Below are 22,820 nucleotides of genomic sequence, written 5' to 3'. Positions count from 1 at the left end.
AAGGCGCGCGGCGATGAGCGACGAAACAGAAGAGAAAACAACGCTCTATACGGTGCCGCCGGTGACGCGCGCCATCAAGGTGCTGCGTCATGTCGGGGCCGGGCATGGCTGTATCAACATCAGCCAGACCTCAAAAACGCTCGAGATCAACCGCACCACGCTGATCCGCCTGCTGAAAACGCTGGCGGAAGAGCGGATGATCGAATGGGTGGATGATACGCGCGGCTATGCCCTTGGCGTCGGCCTGCTGGGGCTGGCAGCCGAGGCGCTGTCGAACCGCGACATCCTGCGCGCCGCCCGGCCCCGGCTGGCGGCGCTGGCGAAGCGCACGCATCTGTCCGCGCACCTCGGTGTGCTGGACGGGCGCGAGGTGGTCTATCTGCTGCGCGAGGTGCCCGAGGCGCGTCTGGTCAGCAATGTGCGCGAAGGCACCCGACTGCCAGCCCATGCCACGACCATGGGGCGGATGCTGCTGGCGCACCTTTCCGAGGCCGAGCTGTTCGCCCTCTATGCGGGCAAGGCGATGCCGGAATATTCCGCCGTGACCGCCACGTCGCCCGAAGACCTGCACCGCCAGCTGCTGGAAGACCGCGCCCGTGGCATCGTCTGGAGCGATGAGAACTTCGAGCCGATGATCGGCTCCTGTGCCTGTCCGGTGCGCGATCACGCGGGCAAGGTCATCGCCTCGATCAACCTCTCCGGGCCCAATGCCGAATTCAGCCGTGGAAGCGAGCAGGCCGAACAGAACGCCGCCGCGATCCGTGCCTGCGCGGTGGAAATCTCCGAAGCGCTCGGCTGGCGCGCGCCCTAATCCGCCCTCCCCAAAGCCTCTCGCGCAGGCATAACTTTGCCGACCGCGACGTCACCGACGTTATCTTTGACGCGCCGCGTCGCGGCCCCTACTCTGGTGCGAAAGACCGGGCCGCGCAATTCTCCGCGACAGGCCGGCTGTGAAGGAAGGCCGAAGTATGCAGGACCGCAGTCAATTCTACATTGGTGGCCAATGGGTTGCTCCCGCATCGGCTGAGCGGCTTGCGGTCGAGAACCCGGCAACCGAAGAGGTCATTGCCGAAATCACCCTCGCCAGCCGGGATGACGTCAACGCCGCCGTCGCCGCCGCCAAGGCCGCAGGCCCGGGCTGGGCAGCGACACCCGTGGCCGCGCGCATCGCGATCCTGAAACGCCTGCTGTCCGTGACCGAAGCGCGCCTTGATGACCTTGCCGCCGTGATCAGCGCCGAGATGGGCGCGCCGATCTCCATGGCGCGCGCGGATCAGGCGTCGGTCGGCACCGGGCATCTTGAGGGCTTCCTTGAGGCGCTTGAGACCTACCAGTGGAGCGAGGCGCTGCCCAATGGCGACACGGTCGTCAAGGAACCCGTCGGTGTCTGCGCCCTTGTCACGCCGTGGAACTGGCCGCTGAACCAGATCACGCTGAAGGTGCTGCCAGCCCTTGCGGCGGGCTGCACCTGCGTGCTGAAACCCTCCGAACTGACACCGCTGTCGGCCATGCTCTATGCCGAGCTGCTGGCGGAGGCGGGCGTGCCGGCGGGCGTCTTCAATCTGATCAACGGCACCGGACCTGTGGCGGGCGCAACCCTGTCGCGCCACCCTGACGTGCGCCTGATCTCCTTCACCGGATCGACCCGCGCGGGCGTCGAGGTGACGCAGGCCGCAGCCCCCAGCGTCAAGCGCGTCGCGCTGGAGCTGGGCGGCAAATCCCCCAACCTGATCTTCGCCGATTGCGGCGATGCGCTGGAAGAGCGGGTGCGCGCCTCGGTCGCCGAATGCTTCCACAACACTGGCCAATCCTGCGACGCGCCGACCCGGATGCTGGTCGAGGCCAGCGTGTACGACCGCGTCTGCGACATCGCGCAGGCCGAAGCCGAAGCCACGCAGGTCGGCGATCCCTCCCTGCCCGGTGATCACCTCGGGCCGCTGGCCAGCGGTGTGCAATGGCAGCGTGTGCAGGGCCATATCGCCTGCGCCATCGAAGATCGCGCGCGCCTGCTGGCGGGCGGCGAGGGCATCCCCGACGGGCAGGAGCGCGGCCATTTCGCGCGCCCCACGGTCTTTGCCGACGTGACCCAAGAGATGGCAATCTGGCGCGAGGAAGTCTTCGGCCCCGTTCTGGCGATCACACCCTTCGCGGATGAGGCCGAGGCGATCACCCTCGCCAATGACACCGACTACGGCCTTGCCGCCTATGTCCAGACTGGCGACCGGGCGCGGGCGCTGCGGCTCTGTGGCGCGCTGAGGGCTGGCATGGTGCATGTGAACGGGCAGGGCATGGGCTGGGGCAGCCCCTTCGGCGGCTACGGCTTGTCGGGCAAGGGCCGCGAGGGCGGCGCTCATGGGCTGGACGAATTCGTCGAGATCAAGACGCTCAGCCTGCCGGAAGAGTGGCGCTAACCGGACACGTGGCTGAGCAGCAGACTGCTTTCGCTGTTCAGCACGCCGGGCACCTCGCGGATGTCGCGCAGCACCCGGTCGAAACTGGCCAGACTCTCGGCGCGGATTTCCACAACCAGATCCCAGGCGCCATTGGTCGAATGGATCGTCGCGACCTCCGGAATGCGCGCCAGCGTGCGCGTCACAGTGCGTGACATACGGCCCTGCAGCTCTACCATCGTAATCGCGCGGACCTGTCCTTCGACGTCCACGTCCGTCTCGATGGTGAACCGCCGGATCCGCCCCTCGGCCAGCAGCGCATCCAGACGCGCCTTGACCGTGGTGCGAGAGACGCCCAGCATCTGCGCAAGCTCGGTGATCGAGGCACGGGCATCGGCGCGCAGGGCGGCAATCAGCGCACGGTCGGTGTCGGACAGCTCTGGTTTTGCCATTTTGTCGGATTAGCTTTCGAAATGATCAGAAATAACGCCATATTGATCAAGATAGCATGTGAGTTTGACAGCTTCCACTGCCATGATGCCCACAACAGTATTCCCATTCATAACAGACGGAGCAGACCATGACCCGCACGACTGCCCTCCTCGGCGCCCCGATTGAAACCGGCGCCTCGCAACGCGGCTGCATTATGGGCCCCGACAGCCTGCGCACCGCCGGCCTGCATGAAACGTTGCAGCGTCTCGGCTGGAAAGTCACAGACCTCGGCGACCTGACCATCGCCCCGCAAGAGCCGATGCCCCACGCCAACCCCGCGCTGCACCACTTGGCCGAAACCTGCGCCTGGATCGAGGTGCTGGAGCAGGCTGCCTACGCCGCCGCGCGCGATCACGATCTGCCGATTTTCATGGGCGGCGATCACTCGATGGCCGCTGGCACCGTGCCCGGCGTTGCGCGCCATGCGGCGGAACAGAACCGCCCGCTGTTCGTGCTCTGGCTCGATTCCCACCCCGATCTGCACACGCCCGAAAGCACCGAGAGCGGCAATCTTCATGGCACGCCGATGGCCTATTTCACCGGCCAGCCGGGCTGTGACGCCTATCCGCCGCTGGCCCATGCCGTCGATCCCGAAAACATCTGCCTGATGGGCATCCGCTCGGTCGACGGGGCCGAGGCGCAAAAGATCGACGACCTCGGCATCGACGTGAACGACATGCGCACCATCGACGAGCTGGGCATCCTCGCCCCCCTGCGCGCCTTCCTGGAACGCGTGAAAGCCGCCAACGGCCTGCTGCACGTCAGCTTCGACGTTGATTTCCTCGACCCCGAGATCGCGCCTGCGGTCGGCACCACCGTCCCCGGCGGCATGACCTTCCGCGAGGCGCATCTGATCATGGAAACGCTCTGCGACAGCGGCCTTGTCACCTCGCTCGACCTTGTGGAGCTGAACCCGTTTCTGGACGAATTCGGCCGTACCGCCAAACTGCTGCGCGATCTGACCGCCAGCCTGTTCGGCCGCCGCGTGCTCGACCGTCAGACAAAAAGCTATTGAGGATCAACGCCATGACCGACCGTCCTGAACCCTCTGCCTTGGCCTATGTGCCCTTTGTCAGCGTCGACAACATGATGCGCCTCGTCAATGCGACGGGCGTCGAGGATTTCCTGCGCGGCCTCGCCGGCTATATCGAGGCCGACTTTCTGCGCTGGCCCGAGTTCGACAAGACCCCCCGCGTCGCCAGCCACAGCAAGGACGGCGTGATCGAGCTGATGCCGACCGCCGATGCCGAGAATTACGGTTTCAAATACGTCAACGGCCACCCCGCGAACATGCGCCAAGGCTATCAGACGGTGACGGCCTTCGGCGTGCTCTCCTCGGTCGCCAATGGCTATCCGATCTTGCTGAGCGAGATGACGGTGCTGACGGCGCTGCGCACGGCGGCGACCTCGGCGCTGGTGGCGAAATACCTCGCCCCCAAGGACGCGCAGGTCATGGCGATGATCGGCAACGGCGCGCAGTGCGAATTTCAGGCGATGGCGTTTCGTGCGCTCTGCGGCATCAACCGCCTGCGGCTCTATGATATCGACCCAGCGGCGACGGAAAAGGCCATGCGCAACCTGACCGCGCAGGGGTTCGAGGTGGTCGCCTGTGACAGCGGCATGCAGGCGGTCGAGGGCGCGCAGATCATCACCACCTGCACCGCCGACAAGCAGTACGCCACGGTTCTGACCGACAACATGGTCGGCGCGGGCGTGCATATCAATGCCATCGGCGGCGACTGCCCCGGCAAGACCGAGCTGCACCGCGATATCCTGACGCGCGCCGAGATCTTCGTCGAATACCCGCCCCAGACGCGGGTTGAGGGCGAGATCCAGCAGCTCGACCCCGATCACGCCGTCACCGAGCTGTGGCAGGTGATGCGCGGCGAGGTCGCGGGGCGCAGCACGCCGTCGCAAATCACCCTGTTCGACAGCGTCGGCTTCGCGATCGAGGATTTCTCGGCGCTGCGGTTTGTTGCGGACCGGGTGGCGGGCACAGGCTTCAGCCAGCCGCTGGACCTGCTGGCCGATCCCGATGATCCGCGCGATCTGTTCGGCATGCTCGGCCGCGCCGTCTGAGGGGGCAAGGCATTGGCGTCACATCATCTTCTGCCGGCTGATCCGGGGCTCAGATGCGCGGTATGGCGCTCAGAATGACGTCGATTTTAGACGGGAAGCCGTTGCGCTCGACGCAACCTGCGCGTTATGTTCGGGGCATGATCGACGCAAGACGAGGGCGCCCATGGCCAAGATCCTGCTGATGGAAGATGACCAGGATCAGGCAGAGCTGCTGGCTCTGATCCTGATGCGCGAAGGGCACGAGGTCACTGTGACCTGCGATGCCACTTCCGCGATAGAGCGCATTGGCCGCGAGCACTTTGATCTTGTGGTCAGCGATCTTTTCGTGCGCCAGAAGGGTGTTCTGGTCTCTGACGGCGGGCTGCGCCTGATCGGCTATGTCAGGAATGGAGCGCGCACCGGGCCTGAGGCGACGGCCTTCGATGTGCCGATCATTGCCATGTCGGGTGTGATGGGGGGGCCGACGGACAGCCATTTCCTGAAGATGGCGGAGGGTGCCGGCGCCAACCGTCGCCTGGAAAAACCCGTCAGCGCCTCACACCTGAGCGATGTGATCAGCGAGCTTCTGGCGCTGAAGGGCTAACCCCCTCTGCTGAGCTGCTCTCGCCGGTCCGCCCTTCGGTTAACGCGATTTATCCTATACCTTAGCAGGCGCTGCATTTAGCAGACACTGGGGGCCGAGGCCGGGCTCAGCGCGGCGGCAATCGCCTCGGACAGGCGGTCGGGCGGGCAGGGCTTGCGTAACACCGGTGCTTTGACGGCGATATTCTTGTCCAGAACAGGCCCGGCGTGGCCCGTCAGGTAGAGCACGGGCACGTCAGGGCGCTGTTCGCGGACCCTGCGCGCCAGCTCATATCCGTCGATCTTGCCCGGCATGACGATATCGCTCAGCAACAGGTCGAACTCTTCGCCCTTGGCCATCAGGTCCAGCGCCGCCTGACCGTTTTCGGCCGCCAGCACGTCATAGCCCATCTGTTGCAGGGTCACGCCCAGCAGTTCGCGCAGGCCCGCCTCATCTTCGGCAAACAGCACCCGCCGACCCTTTCCTGGGGCCAGGTTGCGTGTCACCTCCAGCGCGTCGTGGTGAGATTTCTCGACTCCGCGGGGCAGCAGCAGCTGGATCGAGGTGCCTTTGCCGGGAGAGGAGATGATCTGCACATCGCCGCCCGCGCTCTGGGCAAAGCCATAGACGATGGACAGGCCCAGCCCGGTGCCCGAATGCGCCGCTTTGGTGGTAAAGAACGGCTCAAGCGCGCGTTTGCGCACCTCGTCCGACATGCCCGGGCCGTCGTCAATGACAGAGACCAGGACGCAGGCTGTGGGATCGTTGGCCGCCAGCATGCGCGGCGCGCCAGAGGCCTCATTGACGCGCGCGGGGTGCACGGTCGTCGTGGCCTTGCCGTCTTCCACCACGAAATCGGGCCCATGCAGGCGGGCGTGGAGCACGATATTCTGCCCGGTGCCCGACATTTCCAGCGCATCGCGGCTGTTCAGCACCATGTTCAGAATGGCATTTTCCAGTTGCGACTGATCGCAATGCACGGTCAGGCCGGGGCGTTCTTCGCTGATCCGCAGGTTGATCTTGTCGCCTAGGTTGGGCAGCGCCAGTTCGCGGACGTTCTGGAAGATCTCGCTGACCATCAGGGTCGTGGCATTGCCGGGCTGCGGGCGCGCAAAGGACAGCAGCCGCGAGGTCAGATCCTGCCCCCGCTCGATGGCGCGCTGCGCCGAATTCAGGAACCGGCGCGAGGTGTCGGGGATCTTTTCGCCCAGCGTCAGGTCGACGGCGTAATAGATCGTCGCCAGCAGGTTGTTCACATCATGCGCCACGCCCGACGTCAGCTGCCCGAGCGAGGCGAGACGGCTGTGCAGTTCCTGAGATTCGCGTTCGCGTTCGCGCTTGCCGAGGTAACTGATCATCACGACCAGCATCAGCACGGCGGCGATGGCAAAGAACATCACCGACAGCCCTGCCAGCTGCAGATGAGAGCGCGCCAGATCCTTGTCCAGCCAGTCGCGCAGCGCGGTGCGCACCTCATCATGCAGGGACTGCAGGTTCATCGTGGCATCGTCGTCCGAAATCCGCACCAGCGCATCGACCTGCGCAATGCTGCGCCCATTCGCGGCGGCGCGCTGCGCGACGTCCAGGTTGTCGCGGTAGGTCGCCAGCGTGTCCCGCAGAGCGGTGAAGTCAAAGCTGCGCCCGATGGTGCGGCCCATGGCCTCGATCTGGTTCAGCGTCTTCAGGGCGTTGTCATAATCGGTGACGGCGGCCTGATAGTAACGGCCTTCGTCCGGGCGCATGATCATGTTCTTGAAATTATGGATAAAACCGGAATACCCCAGCTCGCGTTCCAGCTGATGCAGGGCGACCGGTAGTTCATTGGCCGCGACCTGAGCCTCGCTCTGGCGGGATTTTCCGATGAAGTTCAGGCCCGGAATGGCCAGCATGCAGCACAGGGCGACAATCAGGATGGTGACGCGCATCACATTGTCCTGCAGCACTTTCGCCAGCAGGGTGCGAAACCCGGACACGGTGCCGTTTTGCTCACTGTCCATTGGCATATACCCTCGCCATATCGTCACATCTGTACACAAAGAGATCGGGCGAGGCTGAGGCCCGTCCGATCCTGAGCACAGCTATAGCATGTGCAGCGTGTCCCGAAAACAGCTTTGACATGTCGGCGCTCATCGGCTGGCGATCCTTGTGCTGCGGTGCGCAACGGCTCTGGTCTTCTGTGATGCGGACTGCGCTGTCGCACCGGTGGCGCAGGCACACAGCCCCGAGGTGCGACGATAGGGGGGCAGGCTTAGCAAACTGATAACGCTGGCCGATCTTTCTGCCTCAGTCAAACCCCCGCGCGGCCTAGAGCAGGCGCAGGATCGCCTCGGCGGCGCGGCGGGTGCCGGGGCTGGCCTGCATCTTTTCCGAGATCGCGGCCAGACGCGCCCGCATCGGCGCATCCCCCAGCAGCTGCAAAATGGCACGGCGCAGGCTGTCGGGGGTCCAGTCCCGGCGCCCGATACGCACCCCGGTGCCGGTCGCCTCGGCGCGCTGAGCATTGTCGTGGCCGTCCCAGCAATAGGGCATCACCAGCGACGGCACCCCATGATACAGCGCCTCGCAGAAAGAATTGTTGCCGCCGTGGTGGATGAACAGCGCGCTCTGCTCCACGACCGAGGGCTGGGGGAACCAGTCCCCCAGATACACATTGTCCGGCACATGGGTATAAGCGTCGAGGTAGCCGCCCACATTGACCACAAAGCGTGCGGGCAGGGTGGCGAACACATCGATCATCCGGGTGATCAGGTCGGTGTCGATGGCCCCCAGACTGCCGAAGCCCAGATAGACCAGCGGCCCGTCCTCGACCGGCAGGCGCGGCAAATCAAAGCGGCTCTCACTGCGCACGCATCCATTCAGATAGCCAAAGCGATCCTCGGGCAAGGGCGTGGCGCGGTCATAGCGCACCGCCTCGGGCGACAGCAGCAGCGTCAGATCGCCGGGTTCCAGAAACACGCCAGCGGGCAGGGGGGCCATGCCATGCAGACGGCGGAACTCGTTATAGCGCCGGTGAGCACTGCGCGTGGCGCGCAGATAGGCCTTCTCGAACCCCGCACGCGCAGGATCATCGGCGGCAAGGCCCGACAGATAGGGTGGCACATGGGCGTCCGGCAATTCGGTTTCCGCACAGGAGACGATGCGCACCCAAGCGCACCCGGCGCGCGCGATGGCGGGGAACATGATCACGTTGTCCAGCACGATGCCGTCGGGGCGGATCTGTTCCAGCAGCGCGCTCAGCCCGGCTTCGGCATGGATGGCGGTGTCGACGATCGCCTCCCAGGTCGGGGCGACATAGGGCTCCAGCTGCGCCGCGGCGTCGAGGTTGAAATGCGGCATATGGGTGTTGATGAAGCCCTGCCAATCCTCGGCGCTGGCCTGCGCGCCGCCCCCCGGCAGGTGGTATTCCTTGAAGCCATAGTCGGCGAAGACGCCGGTAAAGCCCGGATGGCAGATGAACACCGGCACCGCCCCCATGCGGGTCAGCTCCTGCGCGATACCGATGCAGTTCAGCGCGGCGCCAAAGCTCGCCTCGGGGAAGAAGGCGATGACCGGCGCCGCGTTGCGGCGTTTCATGCGCTGGGCCCCCGTGTCAGAGGTCCCCGTGTCAGGGGCACGATACCCCGGTTCGCCGCTTCGGGGCGGCGGATGCGTGAGCGGCGCAGATGCAGCGTCATCAGGTCGGCGGCGACATCGAACTGCAACTGTTCAAGGCTGTCGAGGATATCCAGATGCTCCTCCAGCGACTGACGCAGGCGAAAATCGGGGATCGAGAGATCCTTTTGCGTCGCCCGCCGCAGCCGGTGATGTGCCAGCAGCGCGCCGCGCGCGAACCGGTTGCCGGAGCATTCGGCGATAAACCCATGGAACTCCGTGTCGATCCGCATGAAACTGGCCGAGCCGATGCGCCCCTGACGGGTCTGCAGATGCGCCTGCATCTGCGCACGCAACAGGCCCGCCTTTTGCGCATCCAGCTGAAACCCCGGGGCGGTGATCGCCTGCGGTTCCAGGATCAGACGGAACTGCAGGCTCTCCTCGATACTGCGGGGCGTGTCCAGAATCGGCTGAAACGCCCAGGAGCGTCCGGGCAATTGCGTCACGATCCCGTCGCGCGCCAGTATTTTTAGCGCATTTAGGACTGTACTGCGCGACCTGCCATATCTTCGCACAAGGGCGCTGACGGATTGCACATCACTGATGCGCCGGGCCGCCCTGTCGGACAGGATGCGGGTGGCCAGCGAATCCTCCATCTCCTCCAACAGCTGAGCGGCCTCGGTCAGACCATCCTGCGGGCCGGTCTCAAGGAAGTAGCCCTCTTCCTCACGCCAGCTTAGAATTTCGTTCTCTTCCAGTATCTTGAAGGCCGCCCGCATCGGGGTGCGCGACACGCCGCAGGCCTCGGAAAAGGCCTGCTCTGGCAGATGCTCGCCCGGTTGCAGCCCGCGTTCCAGCGCGATGCTGATCACCTGCTTGGCCAGGGTCAGATGGTTCTGGCGCGCGTTTCTGCGAAGCTCTGCCATGGAAACGATCCTGAGGGGCGGTACTGCCGCCCGCTCAGGGCCTGAAAACCCAAAGGACAGCGAATACAAGTTGACGTATTTTTCACCTCAACAATACTGAAATCACGACGGTCATCAAGAACCGCAGCTGCAAAGCCCAAAAATAAGCGCCCCCGATCCCGGGCGCACCCCAACAGAGCCAACAGGAGGACATCCCATGTTCCGCACCCCGCTCACCGGTCTCGCCCTGATCGCCGCGCTGACCAGCGCCGCCAGTGCCGAAGATCTCGTCATCTCGAACTGGGATGGCTACATGGCCCCCGACGCGATCGACGCCTTCAACACCGATACCTCCAACAGCGCCGAACTTGTGTTGCACGGCACGAATGAGGAGATCATGGGCAAGCTGATCGCCTCCAAGGGCGCGGGCTATGACGTGGTCTTCGTCTCCTCGCCCTTTGCTGAGGTGCTCAACAAGCTCGGCATCGCGGAAACGCTGGATCACGCCAAGCTGCCCAACCTCGCCAATCTCTACGACGCCGCGACGCAGCTGAAGCATGATCCCGGCAACGCCTTTTCCGTGCCCTATGCCTGGGGCACCACGGGGCTTTGCTATCGCTCTGATCTGATTGACGAAACGCCCGACAGCTGGTGGGATCTGCTGACCCCCTCGGACGAGCTGAAGGACAAGATCACCATGCTGGCGACCGACCGCTGGCTGCTGGCCGCGGCGCAGCTGGCGAACGGCTATTCCGTCAACACCACCGACCCGATTGAGCTCGACAAGGTCAAGAACGACCTGATCTCGGCCAAGCGCACCCTGCTGGCCTATGACGACACCACCTTCTACGCCAAGCTCGTCTCGGGCGAGGCGGACCTTGTGCAGGCTTGGGATGGCTGGTGCAACTACGGCATCGCCGAAAATGCCGACATCCAGTACGTCATCCCCGAGGAAGGCTCTGACCTTTGGGTCGACACCATGGTGATCCTGAAAAACTCCGCGCATAAAGACGCGGCCTATGCCTTCGTCAACTGGATGCTGGACGCCGAACATCACCGCTGGGCGGCGGAAAACATCCTCTACAAGGTGCCGAACAAGGCAGCGATGGACGGCCTCGACCCCGCCCTGCTGGCGCAATACCCCAACATGGCCATCTCTCCCGAGGAACTGCTGGGTTACGAGCAACTGCTCGACGTCGGCGAGGCGCAGCGAGCTTATTCCCGCATCGTCTCCGAGATCAAGGCGGCCGACTGACCCCGTCCCTGAGGCTCTTTGCCGCCCTGCACCCCAGTGGGGCGGCGCAAAGGTGCAATGATGCGTGACCGCAGACCGCTTTTCCTGATGACCCCGGCGCTGGCCTGGCTGACCGCCTTCATGGTGGTGCCCTGCCTGCTGATCCTCGCGCTCGCCTTCTTCCGGCGGGGCCTTTACGGCGGCATCGACTATACCCTGACGTGGGAGAATATCGCGCTGGTGTTCGACCCGCTCTATGCCGGGATCTTCCTGAAATCCGCCTGGATCGCCGGGCTGTCGGCGCTGATCGCGGTGATCCTCGGCTACGCCGCCGCCTATGCCATCGCCGCCATGCCGCGGCGCCACCAGCCGCTGCTGCTGTTCTTCGCCGTGCTGCCGTTCTGGTCGAACTACCTGGTGCGCACCTACGCCTGGATCGTGCTGCTGAACCGCGAAGGTCTGATCGTTCACCTCGCCCGGCTGCTGGGGTTTGAGGGAGAGCTGCCCCGCATGCTCTATACCGAAACCGCTGTCGTCATCGGGCTGGTCTACAACTACCTGCCCTTCGTCATCCTCGCCTGCTACGCGCCCCTGTCGCGCCTCAACCCCGAGGTGACGGAGGCGTCCCGCGACCTCGGCGCCAGCCCCTGGACCACCTTCCGCCGTGTCGTGCTGCCGATGACCGTGCCCGGCATCGCCACCGGCTTCACCTTCGTCTTTGTCCTCTCGATCGGCAATTTCGTCACCCCGGCGCTGCTGGGCGGCGGGCAATTCCAGATGATCGGCAACCTCGTCTATGCGCAGTTCCTGACCGCGAATGACTGGCCCTTCGGCGCGGCGCTGTCGATCTTTCTGATCGCCATCATGATGGGCCTGCTGACGCTGCAGACCTTCGCGTCGGAAAAAGCATCCGGAGGCCGCAATGCGTAACGCACCCCTCCCGCTGATGCTGGCCATCCTCGCGGGCGTCTTCGCCTTCCTCTACCTGCCGATTTCGGTGCTGGTCGCGCTGTCGTTCAACGACGGTGGCCTGCCCACCGCCTGGACCGGCTTTTCCACCAAATGGTACGGCGCATTGTTCGCCAATGCCGACATCATGGGCGCGGCGCTGAACACCCTGATCGTCGCCGTCATCTCGACGATCCTCGCCACCCTCTTCGGCACCTTGCTGGCCGTCGGGGTCGAGATCCGCCGCCGCAAGGGGCGGTTCCTCGAAACCCTCATCTTCGCCCCGATGATCATCCCCGACATCGTGCTGGCCATCGCCCTGCTGTCGTTCTTCTCGCTGCTCGGCGTGACGATGGGCCTGCACACGATCATTCTGGCCCATGTCGTCTTCAACCTCGCCTTCGTCTGCTCGGTCGTGCGGGCCCGCCTGAAAACCTTCGACTGGTCGATTGTCGAGGCGTCCACCGACCTCGGCGCGCCGACCTTCACCACCCTGCGCCGCGTCATCATCCCCGTCCTCAGCCCCGCGATCATCGCCGGGGCGCTGCTGGCCTTCACCCTGTCGGTTGATGAATTCGTCATCGCCTTCTTCACCGCCGGGGCAGGGCGCGCCTCGACCACGCTGCCGATGCAGATCTACGCCATGATCCGCTTTGGCGTGACCCCGGAAATCAACGCGCTTGCGACCATCGTGATGGGGATCTCGGTCCTCGCCCTCACCCTGTCGCAACGCCTCAATCGCGGCGGACTTCCCGGCCAATGACCCTGCTTTCCCTGCTTTCCCTGCAAAAAGACTTCGGCAAGATGCGCGCCGTCAACGGCGTCTCGCTTGATATTGCCGAGAATGAATTCTTCGCCCTGCTCGGCGCCTCCGGCAGCGGCAAGACCACCCTGCTGCGGATGCTCGCGGGGTTTGAGCTGCCCAGCGCCGGCCAGATCCTGCTGGATGGCCGCGACATCGCCCAGACCCCGCCCAACAAGCGCCCCGTCAACCTGATGTTCCAAAGCTACGCTCTGTTCCCGCATATGAGCGTCGCCAAAAACATCGCCTACGGGCTGGAGATGGAGAAGCTCCCGAAGTCTGAGATCACATCCCGCGTCGGCGAGATCCTGGAAACCATCCAGCTTTCCGCCCTCGCCAACCGCAAGCCTGACCAGCTCTCCGGTGGCCAGCGTCAGCGCGTCGCGCTCGCCCGCGCTTTGGTCAAACGCCCCCGCCTCTTGCTGCTCGACGAACCCCTCGGGGCGCTCGACAAGAAGCTGCGCGGCGAAATGCAGCTCGAACTCAAGCGCATTCAGGCCGACTTCGGCATCACCTTCATCGTCGTCACCCATGATCAGGAGGAAGCGCTGGTCATGGCCGACCGCATCGCGATCCTGAAGGACGGCGCGCTGCTGCAGGTCGGCACCCCGCACGACATCTACGAACACCCCACCAGCCGCTTTGCCGCCGACTTCATCGGTGTGATGAACTTCTTTCCGGTGCACTGCGACGGCGGTGCCCTGCGCACCGGCAAAGGCACCCTGATCCGCGCCACGATCCCCGACGGGCTGACCGGCGCCGCCGTCGCCGCCGTGCGCCCCGAACGCCTGCGCCTTGAGGTGACTGGCTGCGACAATATCCTGACCGGGCGCGTCATGGCGCTGGCCTATCACGGCCTCGATCTGCTGCTGCATGTCGAAACGCCGTTGGCCCCCCAGCCCGTCACGATCCGCCTGACCGCCGATCAGGCCGAAGCCCATGCGCTGAGCCCCGGCGATCCCGTCACCCTCGGCTGGAGCGCCCGCGACACCCGCGTCTTTGCCGCCTGACCCCGACCCAATGCCCCGCCAGAGGGCCCCACGACAACAGGAGAGCCACCCCATGACCCCGAAAACCTTCGCCTTCTTCCCCGAAGCCGCCTTTGGCCCCGCCCTCAATTCCGTCGGCATCGCGCAGGCGGTCGAACGCATGGGCCACAAGGCCGTGTTCCTCTCGGACCCCGGCTTCGTCGATGTCTACAAGGGCTACGGGTTCGAGGCCCACGCCGTGAACCTCTCCGCCCCCATGCCGCCCGAACAGATGGCGAAGTTCTGGGAGGATTTCATCAACGGCCACATCCCGAACTTCCGCAAAGCCCCCATCGACCAGCTGGATAACTACGTCAAGGAATGCTGGGAGGCGATCGTGGACTCCGCCAAATGGGCCGAAAAGGACCTGCCGTCGGTGCTGGCCGCGATCAAGCCCGACGTGATTTCCGTCGACAACGTGATCCTCTTCCCCGCCATCAAGCAATACGGCAAGCCATGGGTGCGCATCATCTCCTGTTCGGAGAACGAGATCGAGGATGACGCGATCCCGCCGCACCTCTCGGGCATGAGCGAAACCGATACCGCAGGCCACGCCGCCTTCCGCGCCAAGTTCCACGAAGTCATCAAGCCGATCCACGACGACTACAACGAATTCCTGAAGACCACCGGCGAAGACCCATACCCCCTCGGCCAGTTCTTCGAACCCAGCCCCTTCATGAACCTCCTGCTCTACCCCGAGCAGGTGAAATACCACCGCCCCGAGCCGCTGAACCCCGCGCAATTCCAGTACCTTGAGGGCTGCGTGCGTCAGGATGCGCCCTACGAGGTGCCGACCTTCAAGGCCAACACCGACGGCCCGCTGCTCTACATCTCTTTCGGCAGCCTCGGGGCAGGGGACACGGACCTTCTGAAGCGCCTGATCACCCTGATCGGCACCACCCGCTACCGTGCGCTGGTCAACGTCGGCGACTACAAGGACCAGTACGCCGACCTGCCCGACAACGTCCTCATCGACAGCTGGTACCCGCAACCTTCCGTCATTCCGCAGGTCGACGCGGTCATCCACCACGGCGGCAACAACTCCTTCACCGAATGCCTCTACTTCGGCAAACCGGCGATCATCATGTCCTATGTCTGGGATGGCCACGACAACGCCATGCGCGTGCAGGAAACCGGCCACGGCTTCCGCTCGGACCGCTACGAGTGGACCGACGAGGAGCTTATCGCCAAGATCGAAGCCTGCCTGACCGATGCGGACATGGCGGCGAAACTCGCCACCACCTCCGCCCATATGCAAAGCCAGAACGGTCAGGAAAAGGCCGCCAAGATCCTCGTAGGCCTGACCGAATGACGCTGAACTCCACCGCCCCGCATATCCACGCCGCCAGCACCTACGACGACCTCGTCGACTGGGGCGACCAGCCCGGCATGATCGACGGCCAGTCCCACAACACCGGCCGCCTGCTGTTCAAGGGCCCGGACAACAGCCCCGAAACCGGCATCTGGGTCTGCACCCCGGGCCGCTGGCGTCTGTCGATCCCTCGCGACGAATTCTGCCATTTCGTCGCCGGCCGCGCCACCTACACCCGCGACGACGGCGAGGTGACCGAGGTCACCCCCGGCACCTGCGTCCTCTTCCCCGCGGGGTGGAGCGGCGAAGCCACCATCCACCAGACCATCCGCAACATTTACATGCTGAGCTGACACATATGAAAACCCCCGTCATGACCTCCCCCCTCGCCATCACCGACACTGTCGACTGGGGCATCATCCCGACCATGCTGGAGGGCGAAAGCCACACCTCCGGCAAGCTTCTCCACAAGGGCCCCAATGGCGAAAACGAATGCGGCCTCTGGATCTGCACCCCCGGCAAATGGGCCTGCCACGTGACGAAGGACGAATTCTGCCACTTCCTGCAAGGCCGCGCGACCTACGTCCACGAGGACGGCGAGGTGATCGAGATCACGCCCGACACCGCCGCCTTCTTCCCGCAGGACTGGCGCGGCACCTGCACCGTGCATGAGACGATCAAGAAGGTCTACATGATCCGATGACCTATTACCTCTCCCCCGGCCTGCGCCCCTCCGCAGGCCAAAAGCACCCCGTCATCGACCCCGCCACGCTCGACACCGTCGGCCACCGGGTCGAGGTGACGGAAACCGAACTCACCGACACGATCACCCGCGTCAACGCCGCTCAGGCCCTCTGGAAAAAGGTCGATGCCAAGAGTCGCGCGCAGATCCTGCACCGCCTCGCCAACCGCATCGAGTCCAGTGATTTCACCGACTGCGCCATCCTGATGAGCCGCGAGATGGGCAAACCCTACCCCGAGGCGATAGGCGAGCTGGCCAACGTCGCGCCGGTCTTCCGCTACTACGCCGAAATGGCGCGCGACGACGCGGGCAAGATCGCCGGGACCACGCAATCAGGCTCGCTGCAATACGCCCGCTACGAACCGCTCGGCGTGTCGGTCCACATCATGCCCTTCAACTTTCCGGTCCTGCTGATGTGCTGGACGGTCGCGGCGTCGCTGGCCGCAGGCAACGGCTGCATCATCAAACCCGCCGAAGCCACCACCCTCTCGACCCTCGACTTCTGCCGCGTCTTCGATGACCTCCCCGAGGGCCTCGTCGCCTGCCTGCCCGGCGGGGCCGCCACCGGCAAGGCTCTGGTCGAAAGCCCGCAGACCCACGCCGTCGCCTTCACCGGCTCCGTCGCCGCAGGCCGCGCCGTCGCCGCCGCCGCGGGCGCGCAGATGAAACCGGCGGTGATCGAGGCGGGCGGCTCCGACCCGATGATCATCACCGCCTCCGCCCCTGTCGAGATCGCGGCCGCCGGGGCCGTCACCGGCGCCTTCCACCTCACCGGGCAGGTCTGCACCTCCACCGAGCGCCTCTATGTCGTCGACGAAATCCACGACGCCTTCGTGGCCAAGTTCAAATCCCAGACCGAAGCCCTGCGCATCGGCAACGGCCTCGCCAAATCCGAAATCGGCCCCCTTGTCAGTGAGCCCGCGCGCGCCAAGGTCGAACGCCTCGTCGCCGATGCGCTGGCCAAGGGTGCGACCCTGATCACCGGCGGCACGCGCGGCGATTACGGCCCGGGCTGGTTCTATGCCCCCACCATCCTCACCGACTGCACCCCGCAAATGGATATCCTGCACGAGGAATGCTTCGGCCCCGTCGCCGCCATCTGCCGCGTTCCCGACTTCGACGCCGCCATCAGCGCCGCCAACGACAGTCCCTTCGGCCTTGGCGCTGCAATCTTCACCACCGACCTCGCCGAAGCACATGAGGCATCGGAACGGCTTGAGGCTGGAATGGTCTGGATCAACAACCCGATGATCGACAACGACGCGCTGCCGTTTGGTGGCTGGAAAGCCTCCGGCATGGGCCGCGAACTGGGGCGTCAGGGGTTGGATGCGTTCCGCCGCTCGAAGATGGTGATCCTCGATCACACACCCAAACGCCACGACTGGTGGTATCCCTACCCGGATGAATGGTTCCTCGACGCGGGCGGGCGCAAACTGGTGTGATCAACCTCAGCTAACGCGCCACGCACGAAAAAGTTCACCACGAATCCGCCTCATCACGCGCGATATTAACCACGTGATGAGGCGAAACCGCCCAAAACTCCCCAGAAATTGCGCCGGAAGGCCCCGGAAACCGCCGCTCGGCGGCTGGCCGCTGGCCAATAAAATAAGGCTTTCCTCAGTAAACCTATACGAAACTGCGTAGGCGTTGTGCGCTGGCGCAGAAAGGGGCGGCGAAAACCCGCCGTTCACCAATTGCGCACTTTGAATTTACCATGAAATTTCCGATGGTCTGGCAGGGCCGCTCGGGACAGGGGCCTGTTTGCATACCTAGACCTAGAGAGATCGAATGAGCGTTAAATACGCCCGTGCGCCTTGGCTCAAGCTGCCAATACTCTGCGCACTCCTTCTGACCGCTGCGGCCTGTTCGCAAACCCCCTCTTCCCAGACCATGTCGTCTGGTCTGGACCCCGACCGCGAGGCCATGGCCTTCGCCGAGGTTCAGAGCCTCAAGGCCGCGGGCCGACGCGTCTGGTGTGTGCCCTTTGCGCGCAACGTCAGCGGGATCGAGCTTTACGGCGATGCCAAGACCTGGTGGGATCAGGCCCGCGACAAGTTCGTGCAGGCACAACAGCCGAAAGTCGGCGCCGTGATGGCCTTTCAGGCAACCCGTTCGATGCCGCTGGGCCATGTCGCTGTCGTCTCCGGCATCAAGTCGAACCGCGAGATCCTGATCGACCACGCCAACTGGGAGCGCAACGAGATTTCGGTCGCCATGGACGTGATCGATGTGTCCGAAAAGAATGACTGGACCAAGGTGCGCCTTGAAAGCAATCCCAACCAGTTCGGCAGCGTCTACCCGACGCATGGCTTCATCCTGCCCGCCCCGGCCAAGAAGTGATCTGCTGAGGGCAGGGGCCGCGCGCCTCTGCTCCGCCAGAACACGCCCGATCAGGGCATTTTCTGCAGGGTGCAGGACGGCGCGTTAACCAATGCGCCAGCCGCATTTTCGCACTGTTCAGATACCGTTCTGATACCGACCGGATACCGACGTGCGGAATCGCCGTTTTCCTCAGTTAACCCCTGAGTCGCGGCCCATTTCGCCGCAAACCCCACCGACACCTCCCCAGAACGCAAAAAGGCCGCCCCCCATCCCCGAGGAGCGGCCCAGCCCGTGAGTGGGTTTGCTTATGCGGCTTCGAACTTCACCAGTTCCGGCTCGGCCGAGCCGATCAGGTACCAGACGGTCGCAGCCTGTGCGCCATTGTTGCGGAACCAGTGCTTGCGCCCGGCGGGGGTCTTGACCAGATCGCGCGGCCCAAGCTCGGTCTCGACGGTTTCGCCGTCCTCTTCCCAGCCGACAATCAGCGACCCTTCCAGCACCATGAACGCGTCTTCCACGTCGCGCACGAAGGGCTTCACGCCAACGCGGCTGGGGATGCCCAGCATCTCCTTGCGGCAGGTGTCGGTCTCGACGCCACCGGGGCCGCAATAGATCTTGCGGGTAAAGCCAGCGTCGTCCCAGCGGGTCTCAAGCTCACTGTGGCGCACGACGTAGTTGCCCATCAGCTTTTGCAGCGGGTGATCGCCATTTGCGTCGAATTTCAAGGTCTTGCCCGGCTCGGCCCCAAAGGCGCGCGCCAGCTCCGGCGCGTGTTCCTTGGGGTGGTAGTGGTAGACCGGGGGCAGCGGTTTGCCGACATCGACGCTGATCGACATCATCACCGGCTCAACCCCGTCAACGCGGAAACCGTGGCCGATTTCGCGGGCGTTCAGGATCATGTCTTTCGGGCCAAGGTTGACCTCGACGACTTCGCCGTCCTTTTCCCAGCCGACGATCAGCGCGCCGTCGATGATCAGGAAGGACTCCTCGATCTCGTGGCTGTGGCAGGCGGCGTATTTGCCCGGCTCCTTGTAGATCAGCGAGACGGTGAAATGATCCGGTTTCAGCGTGCTGGTGTCGCCGACCTTGGGCGAGCCACCGGCACCGATATAGCGCATCTGCGCGCGCGACAGATCGTCAAAGCCTTCGTTCGAGGGGAAGGCATGCCAGTCGAAGGTCTTGTCGACAAAGCGCCCCGTATGGGCCTTCAACGCGTCCTTAAGGGTTTTGAATGCAGTATCCTGAACCGTCATGATGCCATCCTCTTCGATGTTGCAGTCTGTTTTCGCTCTGATCCCAAACTACGCGTCTTGCGTTTTACATGGCATGTCGTGTTTTACTGGTGAAACGCTGCGGTCCCGAATCCCTATGCCGCGGCACGACGGGAGACGGGCAGAATGGTCGAAAATCGCAGCGAAGACAGATATTTGGTGCCCGGGCTGATGCGCGGCCTCGGGGTGCTGAAATTGTTCACGCCGGATCGCTCAGCCCTGTCGCTCAGCGATATTGCTGCTGCTCTGGGCATCACCCGCTCTGCCGCCTTCCGCACCGTCTACACGCTGAACGAAGCGGGCTGCCTGCTGCATGACCAGCGCAGCCAGCTCTATTCCCTCGGCCCCGGTGTGCTGCGCTTGACCTATGGCTATGTCGCCACCCGCGAAGTCGTTGAAATCGCTCAGCCTGAGCTGGAGCGGATGCGCGACCGCATCGGCTGGTCGGCGCATCTGGGCGTGCTGGAGGGGAGCTCGGTGCTCTATGTCCTGCGGGTGCCGGGGCCGCAGCGCGACACCTCGATCGTGCAGGTCGGCAGCCGCTTGCCCGCCCGCGCCACCACCATGGGCCGCGTCCTGCTGGCAGATCTGTCAGAGGAGGAGCTGGTCGCCCTGTTCCGCTCTGACGGGACCCGTGGCAAAGGGCCGTCGCTGCCCGGTATCCTGCGCCAGGCAGCTGAGGATTCCCATGCCCAAGCGGTTGTTCATACAGGGGATTTCGAGGCCGGTATCGTCTCAGCTGCCGCCCCTCTGCGCGACATGACAGGGCGCGTCGTCGCCGCTATCAACGTCACCGCCCCACAGTCGAGCGAGACTCAGAGGATGATCACAGGCACCCTGCGCGACGACCTGATCGCCACGGCGCGGCGCATCTCGACCCTGCTGGGCTGGGATGGCGCTGCCTGATCAGACCGCGATATGCCCCATGATCGAGGACAGCCGCTCTGCCGCGAGGCGCACCGCGTCAGCGATCAAGCCACGCTCCGGCGCGTCCTCGTCAAACACCGCCTGCTGGCCAGAGACGCTGATCGCCGCAATCGGCGTGCCCTCATGGTCGCGCACAACCCCGGCGCAGGACCCGATGCCCTGCTCGAAAAACGCCACAGACCACGCCAGACCGCTGGCCAGATCCGCATCAAGCTGCCGCCCCAGGCTCTCCATCGTAGTCGCTGTTTTCTCGGTAATGGCCGAGAAGTTATAGTCTTTCAGCAGCGCCTCGACCTCGGCGCGCGGCATGTTGGCCAGGATCATCCGCCCCATCACCGTGGCATGGGCGGGCAGGCGGCTGCCCTCGCGGATATTGCTGACCAGCTGCACATCCGGCGTCTCGCGCACCAGCACGATCACGTCCGTGCCCGAGAGCACCCCCAGATGCGCCGACAGCCCGGTCTGGGCCGCAAGATGGCTCAGCACCGGGCGCGACACCCGGACAATATCGCGGCTCGACAACAGGTTGGAGGCCAGCTCCAGCACCCCGTAGGACAGCGAATAGCCGGTGCCCTTGGGGTCCAGCTCGATCATCTGTTCGCGTTGCAGCGTGTGCAGCAGACGGATCAGCGTGGTGCGATTGATGCTCAGATCCGCCGCCGCGCGCGACATGTTGCGACAGCGATTGCCCGCCGCGATATAGCGCAGCAGGTTGAACGCCCGTGTCACCGGCGGCACGTCGTAGGCAGTCTTTTGTTCGGCAACGTCTTCGATGGGACCGGCTCCGCTTTCTGGCAAGATATGAACAGTCGTTAATATTTTGAACAGCCCCACCTGCGATAGCAAGGGGCGAGGCAGGTTCCGGCGGCGGTCCCGCGGAAAAGTTGCGCCGAAAGCACCGGTTGCAACCAAGGGGCCGTGCAAAAAGAAGACCCCGACACGCAAGGTGCCGGGGCCAGTCGGGGAGGTAACCTCTTGCAGCCGGTCAGGCCACGGCGTCGTCCGCGAACACGTCCCAGGCCTTGTAAGCATAGACCCAGTCAGCGTTTTCCGGTTTCTTCAGCCATTCGTTCGCCAGCGATCCGCGCTGCACACGGGCGGTGCGGTCACGGCGGGCGTCCTCGTATCGCGCCAGCGCGGCGGGCACGCCTGCGACATCCGTACCGGCCAGTGCCAGCGCCAGAACGACGCCGTCCTCAATCGCCATCGTCGCGCCCTGCGCCATGAAGGGCACCATCGGGTGCGCCGCGTCGCCAAGGATCGTCACATGGCCCTTGGACCAGCGCTCCATCGGTTCGCGCACATGCAGGGCCGAGCGGGTGACCTCGGTGCAGCAGTCCAGAATGGCGCGGGCCTCGGGGTGGAAGCCGGCGTAGATCGCGCGCAGCTCGTCGATGTCGCCGGGCAGGGTCCAGCCCTCTTCGGACCAGGCTTCCTGCGGAGTGGTGGCAAAGACGAACACCTCCTCGCCGCGCAGCAGCGGAAAGACCACCAGCTGGTGATCGGCACTGGCGCCCCACCACTTGGTGAAACTGTCGAGATTGGGAATATCGACCGCCCGTTCCCGCGGGAAGACAGCACGATAGGACACGAGGCCGGTGTATTTCGGATCGTCCTCACCAAACAGCACACGGCGCACTTCGGAGTGGATGCCATCGGCACCGATCACCAGATCAAAGCTTTGTTTACGGCCATCGGCGAGGGTGACTGTCGCGCCGCTCTCAACCGGTTCAACCTTTTCGATGCTGGAACCGAGGCGCAGAACACCTTCGGGTAGGGCCGTCGACAAAGCGGTGATCAGGTCGGCACGGTGGATCGTCAGCTGCGGAGCGTCATAGCGACCGCCCTGCATTTCCAGACGCGAGGTTTCCTCGCCCGTGTCCCAGGTGCGGCTGATGCGGTAGTGCGGGCGCGCAGCGGTTTCGCGGAGGGCCGCGCCGATGCCGAGACCGTCGAGGGCATGCACCGCGTTCGGTGTCAGGTTGATATCGGCACCAATGCGGCCGAACTGGCGGGCGCGTTCAAAGACGGTGACGTCATGCCCCTGTTTCAGCAGGGCAATCGCCGCAACCAGGCCGCCAACGCCGCCGCCGCAGATCCCAATCTTCAGCATGTCATCCTCCGTCTCGTGATCGATGTGTTCAATAAAGAACTACATGTTCTATATTGCATCACGACGAGAGTCGCAACAATTTTGCGCCCTCCCGCAGGGAAG

At 64.4% G+C, this 22,820-nt stretch carries 22 protein-coding genes; 15 read left to right on the top strand and 7 right to left on the bottom strand.

Annotated elements, in window-relative coordinates:
* The first annotated feature begins 13 nt into the window (after positions 1 to 13).
* Entirely contained in the window at positions 14 to 811 is a 798-nt protein-coding gene (locus tag F3W81_RS11170; protein ID WP_193079242.1) for an IclR family transcriptional regulator, read from the top strand.
* Between the two features lie 157 nt (positions 812 to 968).
* A complete protein-coding gene (locus tag F3W81_RS11165) occupies positions 969 to 2,411 on the top strand; it encodes an aldehyde dehydrogenase family protein (protein ID WP_193079241.1) in 1,443 nt (480 codons plus the stop codon).
* On the opposite strand, the gene F3W81_RS11160 is transcribed toward F3W81_RS11165, so the two are convergent.
* The gene (locus F3W81_RS11160; RefSeq protein ID WP_193079240.1) at positions 2,408 to 2,842 is read right to left on the bottom strand and encodes an Lrp/AsnC family transcriptional regulator; all 435 of its coding nucleotides are present in this window, start codon (positions 2,840 to 2,842) and stop codon (positions 2,408 to 2,410) included. The two genes, F3W81_RS11165 and F3W81_RS11160, sit on opposite strands and share 4 nt — an antisense overlap.
* Before the next feature lie 128 nt (positions 2,843 to 2,970).
* Here F3W81_RS11160 and rocF point away from each other — a divergent pair, with 128 nt between their 5' ends.
* The 3 genes from rocF (at position 2,971) to F3W81_RS11145 (ending at position 5,544) form a co-directional block, all read left to right on the top strand.
* Positions 2,971 to 3,897 carry an arginase gene (gene rocF / locus F3W81_RS11155; protein ID WP_193079239.1) on the top strand — a complete coding sequence of 309 codons (927 nt, stop codon included), beginning with the start codon at positions 2,971 to 2,973 and terminating at the stop codon, positions 3,895 to 3,897.
* A gap of 11 nt (positions 3,898 to 3,908) precedes the next feature.
* Positions 3,909 to 4,961, top strand: coding sequence for an ornithine cyclodeaminase (locus tag F3W81_RS11150; protein WP_193079238.1), 1,053 nt, complete (start codon positions 3,909 to 3,911; stop codon positions 4,959 to 4,961).
* 163 nt (positions 4,962 to 5,124) lie between these two features.
* Positions 5,125 to 5,544, top strand: a complete 420-nt coding sequence (locus tag F3W81_RS11145; protein WP_193079237.1) for a response regulator — start codon at positions 5,125 to 5,127, stop codon at positions 5,542 to 5,544.
* A gap of 77 nt (positions 5,545 to 5,621) precedes the next feature.
* On the opposite strand, the gene F3W81_RS11140 is transcribed toward F3W81_RS11145, so the two are convergent.
* From F3W81_RS11140 to F3W81_RS11130, 3 genes are all read right to left on the bottom strand, one after another.
* On the bottom strand, positions 5,622 to 7,520 hold the full coding sequence (locus tag F3W81_RS11140; protein WP_193079236.1) for a response regulator: 1,899 nt from the start codon (positions 7,518 to 7,520) through the stop codon (positions 5,622 to 5,624).
* A 307-nt stretch (positions 7,521 to 7,827) separates the two neighbouring features.
* On the bottom strand, positions 7,828 to 9,096 hold the full coding sequence (locus F3W81_RS11135) for a nucleotide disphospho-sugar-binding domain-containing protein (RefSeq protein WP_193079235.1): 1,269 nt from the start codon (positions 9,094 to 9,096) through the stop codon (positions 7,828 to 7,830).
* Positions 9,093 to 10,040 carry a GntR family transcriptional regulator gene (locus tag F3W81_RS11130; protein ID WP_193079234.1) on the bottom strand — a complete coding sequence of 316 codons (948 nt, stop codon included), beginning with the start codon at positions 10,038 to 10,040 and terminating at the stop codon, positions 9,093 to 9,095. Before F3W81_RS11130 ends, F3W81_RS11135 begins: the two co-directional genes overlap by 4 nt.
* Positions 10,041 to 10,236: 196 nt before the next feature.
* Between F3W81_RS11130 and F3W81_RS11125 the strand changes: the two genes are divergently transcribed.
* The 9 genes from F3W81_RS11125 (at position 10,237) to F3W81_RS11085 (ending at position 18,425) form a co-directional block, all read left to right on the top strand.
* Positions 10,237 to 11,274 carry a polyamine ABC transporter substrate-binding protein gene (locus F3W81_RS11125; protein WP_193079233.1) on the top strand — a complete coding sequence of 346 codons (1,038 nt, stop codon included), beginning with the start codon at positions 10,237 to 10,239 and terminating at the stop codon, positions 11,272 to 11,274.
* Positions 11,275 to 11,334: 60 nt separating this feature from the next.
* Positions 11,335 to 12,183, top strand: coding sequence for an ABC transporter permease (locus tag F3W81_RS11120; RefSeq protein WP_226941649.1), 849 nt, complete (start codon positions 11,335 to 11,337; stop codon positions 12,181 to 12,183).
* Positions 12,176 to 12,964 (top strand): ABC transporter permease, encoded by a 789-nt coding sequence (locus tag F3W81_RS11115; RefSeq protein WP_193079232.1) that lies wholly within the window; start codon positions 12,176 to 12,178, stop codon positions 12,962 to 12,964. Before F3W81_RS11120 ends, F3W81_RS11115 begins: the two co-directional genes overlap by 8 nt.
* On the top strand, positions 12,961 to 14,013 hold the full coding sequence (locus F3W81_RS11110) for an ABC transporter ATP-binding protein (protein ID WP_193079231.1): 1,053 nt from the start codon (positions 12,961 to 12,963) through the stop codon (positions 14,011 to 14,013). The genes F3W81_RS11115 and F3W81_RS11110 overlap by 4 nt, the downstream gene beginning before the upstream one ends.
* Before the next feature lie 52 nt (positions 14,014 to 14,065).
* On the top strand, positions 14,066 to 15,343 hold the full coding sequence (locus F3W81_RS11105) for a nucleotide disphospho-sugar-binding domain-containing protein (protein ID WP_193079230.1): 1,278 nt from the start codon (positions 14,066 to 14,068) through the stop codon (positions 15,341 to 15,343).
* A complete protein-coding gene (locus tag F3W81_RS11100; RefSeq protein WP_193079229.1) occupies positions 15,340 to 15,696 on the top strand; it encodes a cupin domain-containing protein in 357 nt (118 codons plus the stop codon). Before F3W81_RS11105 ends, F3W81_RS11100 begins: the two co-directional genes overlap by 4 nt.
* Before the next feature lie 5 nt (positions 15,697 to 15,701).
* On the top strand, positions 15,702 to 16,046 hold the full coding sequence (locus F3W81_RS11095) for a cupin domain-containing protein (protein WP_193079228.1): 345 nt from the start codon (positions 15,702 to 15,704) through the stop codon (positions 16,044 to 16,046).
* The gene (locus F3W81_RS11090) at positions 16,043 to 17,527 is read left to right on the top strand and encodes an aldehyde dehydrogenase family protein (protein ID WP_193079227.1); all 1,485 of its coding nucleotides are present in this window, start codon (positions 16,043 to 16,045) and stop codon (positions 17,525 to 17,527) included. The genes F3W81_RS11095 and F3W81_RS11090 overlap by 4 nt, the downstream gene beginning before the upstream one ends.
* A gap of 346 nt (positions 17,528 to 17,873) precedes the next feature.
* The gene (locus F3W81_RS11085; RefSeq protein WP_193079226.1) at positions 17,874 to 18,425 is read left to right on the top strand and encodes a CHAP domain-containing protein; all 552 of its coding nucleotides are present in this window, start codon (positions 17,874 to 17,876) and stop codon (positions 18,423 to 18,425) included.
* A gap of 287 nt (positions 18,426 to 18,712) precedes the next feature.
* On the opposite strand, the gene F3W81_RS11080 is transcribed toward F3W81_RS11085, so the two are convergent.
* Positions 18,713 to 19,660: a cupin domain-containing protein gene (locus F3W81_RS11080; protein ID WP_193079225.1), complete on the bottom strand. Its 948-nt coding sequence runs from the start codon at positions 19,658 to 19,660 to the stop codon at positions 18,713 to 18,715.
* A 144-nt stretch (positions 19,661 to 19,804) separates the two neighbouring features.
* Here F3W81_RS11080 and F3W81_RS11075 point away from each other — a divergent pair, with 144 nt between their 5' ends.
* On the top strand, positions 19,805 to 20,584 hold the full coding sequence (locus F3W81_RS11075) for an IclR family transcriptional regulator (RefSeq protein WP_193079224.1): 780 nt from the start codon (positions 19,805 to 19,807) through the stop codon (positions 20,582 to 20,584).
* Here F3W81_RS11075 and F3W81_RS11070 read toward each other — a convergent pair whose 3' ends face one another.
* Together F3W81_RS11070 and F3W81_RS11065 are read right to left on the bottom strand one after the other, a co-directional pair.
* Positions 20,585 to 21,403: an IclR family transcriptional regulator gene (locus F3W81_RS11070; RefSeq protein WP_226941648.1), complete on the bottom strand. Its 819-nt coding sequence runs from the start codon at positions 21,401 to 21,403 to the stop codon at positions 20,585 to 20,587. It abuts the gene before it with no gap.
* A 187-nt stretch (positions 21,404 to 21,590) separates the two neighbouring features.
* Positions 21,591 to 22,718: an FAD-dependent monooxygenase gene (locus F3W81_RS11065; RefSeq protein ID WP_193079222.1), complete on the bottom strand. Its 1,128-nt coding sequence runs from the start codon at positions 22,716 to 22,718 to the stop codon at positions 21,591 to 21,593.
* Positions 22,719 to 22,820 lie beyond the last annotated feature (102 nt).

This window comes from Pseudooceanicola spongiae (assembly GCF_014899185.1).
Lineage (GTDB): Bacteria > Pseudomonadota > Alphaproteobacteria > Rhodobacterales > Rhodobacteraceae > Pseudooceanicola > Pseudooceanicola spongiae.
The sequence above is the reverse complement of the archived record's forward strand: the minus strand, read 5'-3'. Positions and strand labels throughout refer to the sequence as shown.

Excerpts from the sequence above, each read along its gene's own strand:
- F3W81_RS11110 (WP_193079231.1), top strand. The coding sequence starts at position 12,961 with ATGACCCTGCTTTCCCTGCTTTCCCTGCAAAAAGACTTCGGCAAGATG.
- F3W81_RS11165 (WP_193079241.1), top strand. The coding sequence starts at position 969 with ATGCAGGACCGCAGTCAATTCTACATTGGTGGCCAATGGGTTGCTCCC.
- F3W81_RS11130 (WP_193079234.1), bottom strand. The coding sequence starts at position 10,040 with ATGGCAGAGCTTCGCAGAAACGCGCGCCAGAACCATCTGACCCTGGCC.
- F3W81_RS11075 (WP_193079224.1), top strand. The coding sequence starts at position 19,805 with ATGGTCGAAAATCGCAGCGAAGACAGATATTTGGTGCCCGGGCTGATG.
- F3W81_RS11115 (WP_193079232.1), top strand. The coding sequence starts at position 12,176 with ATGCGTAACGCACCCCTCCCGCTGATGCTGGCCATCCTCGCGGGCGTC.
- F3W81_RS11125 (WP_193079233.1), top strand. The coding sequence starts at position 10,237 with ATGTTCCGCACCCCGCTCACCGGTCTCGCCCTGATCGCCGCGCTGACC.
- F3W81_RS11065 (WP_193079222.1), bottom strand. The coding sequence starts at position 22,718 with ATGCTGAAGATTGGGATCTGCGGCGGCGGCGTTGGCGGCCTGGTTGCG.
- F3W81_RS11170 (WP_193079242.1), top strand. The coding sequence starts at position 14 with ATGAGCGACGAAACAGAAGAGAAAACAACGCTCTATACGGTGCCGCCG.
- F3W81_RS11105 (WP_193079230.1), top strand. The coding sequence starts at position 14,066 with ATGACCCCGAAAACCTTCGCCTTCTTCCCCGAAGCCGCCTTTGGCCCC.
- rocF (WP_193079239.1), top strand. The coding sequence starts at position 2,971 with ATGACCCGCACGACTGCCCTCCTCGGCGCCCCGATTGAAACCGGCGCC.
- F3W81_RS11150 (WP_193079238.1), top strand. The coding sequence starts at position 3,909 with ATGACCGACCGTCCTGAACCCTCTGCCTTGGCCTATGTGCCCTTTGTC.
- F3W81_RS11100 (WP_193079229.1), top strand. The coding sequence starts at position 15,340 with ATGACGCTGAACTCCACCGCCCCGCATATCCACGCCGCCAGCACCTAC.
- F3W81_RS11140 (WP_193079236.1), bottom strand. The coding sequence starts at position 7,520 with ATGGACAGTGAGCAAAACGGCACCGTGTCCGGGTTTCGCACCCTGCTG.
- F3W81_RS11080 (WP_193079225.1), bottom strand. The coding sequence starts at position 19,660 with ATGACGGTTCAGGATACTGCATTCAAAACCCTTAAGGACGCGTTGAAG.
- F3W81_RS11090 (WP_193079227.1), top strand. The coding sequence starts at position 16,043 with ATGACCTATTACCTCTCCCCCGGCCTGCGCCCCTCCGCAGGCCAAAAG.
- F3W81_RS11085 (WP_193079226.1), top strand. The coding sequence starts at position 17,874 with ATGAGCGTTAAATACGCCCGTGCGCCTTGGCTCAAGCTGCCAATACTC.
- F3W81_RS11160 (WP_193079240.1), bottom strand. The coding sequence starts at position 2,842 with ATGGCAAAACCAGAGCTGTCCGACACCGACCGTGCGCTGATTGCCGCC.
- F3W81_RS11095 (WP_193079228.1), top strand. The coding sequence starts at position 15,702 with ATGAAAACCCCCGTCATGACCTCCCCCCTCGCCATCACCGACACTGTC.
- F3W81_RS11145 (WP_193079237.1), top strand. The coding sequence starts at position 5,125 with ATGGCCAAGATCCTGCTGATGGAAGATGACCAGGATCAGGCAGAGCTG.
- F3W81_RS11135 (WP_193079235.1), bottom strand. The coding sequence starts at position 9,096 with ATGAAACGCCGCAACGCGGCGCCGGTCATCGCCTTCTTCCCCGAGGCG.
- F3W81_RS11120 (WP_226941649.1), top strand. The coding sequence starts at position 11,335 with ATGCGTGACCGCAGACCGCTTTTCCTGATGACCCCGGCGCTGGCCTGG.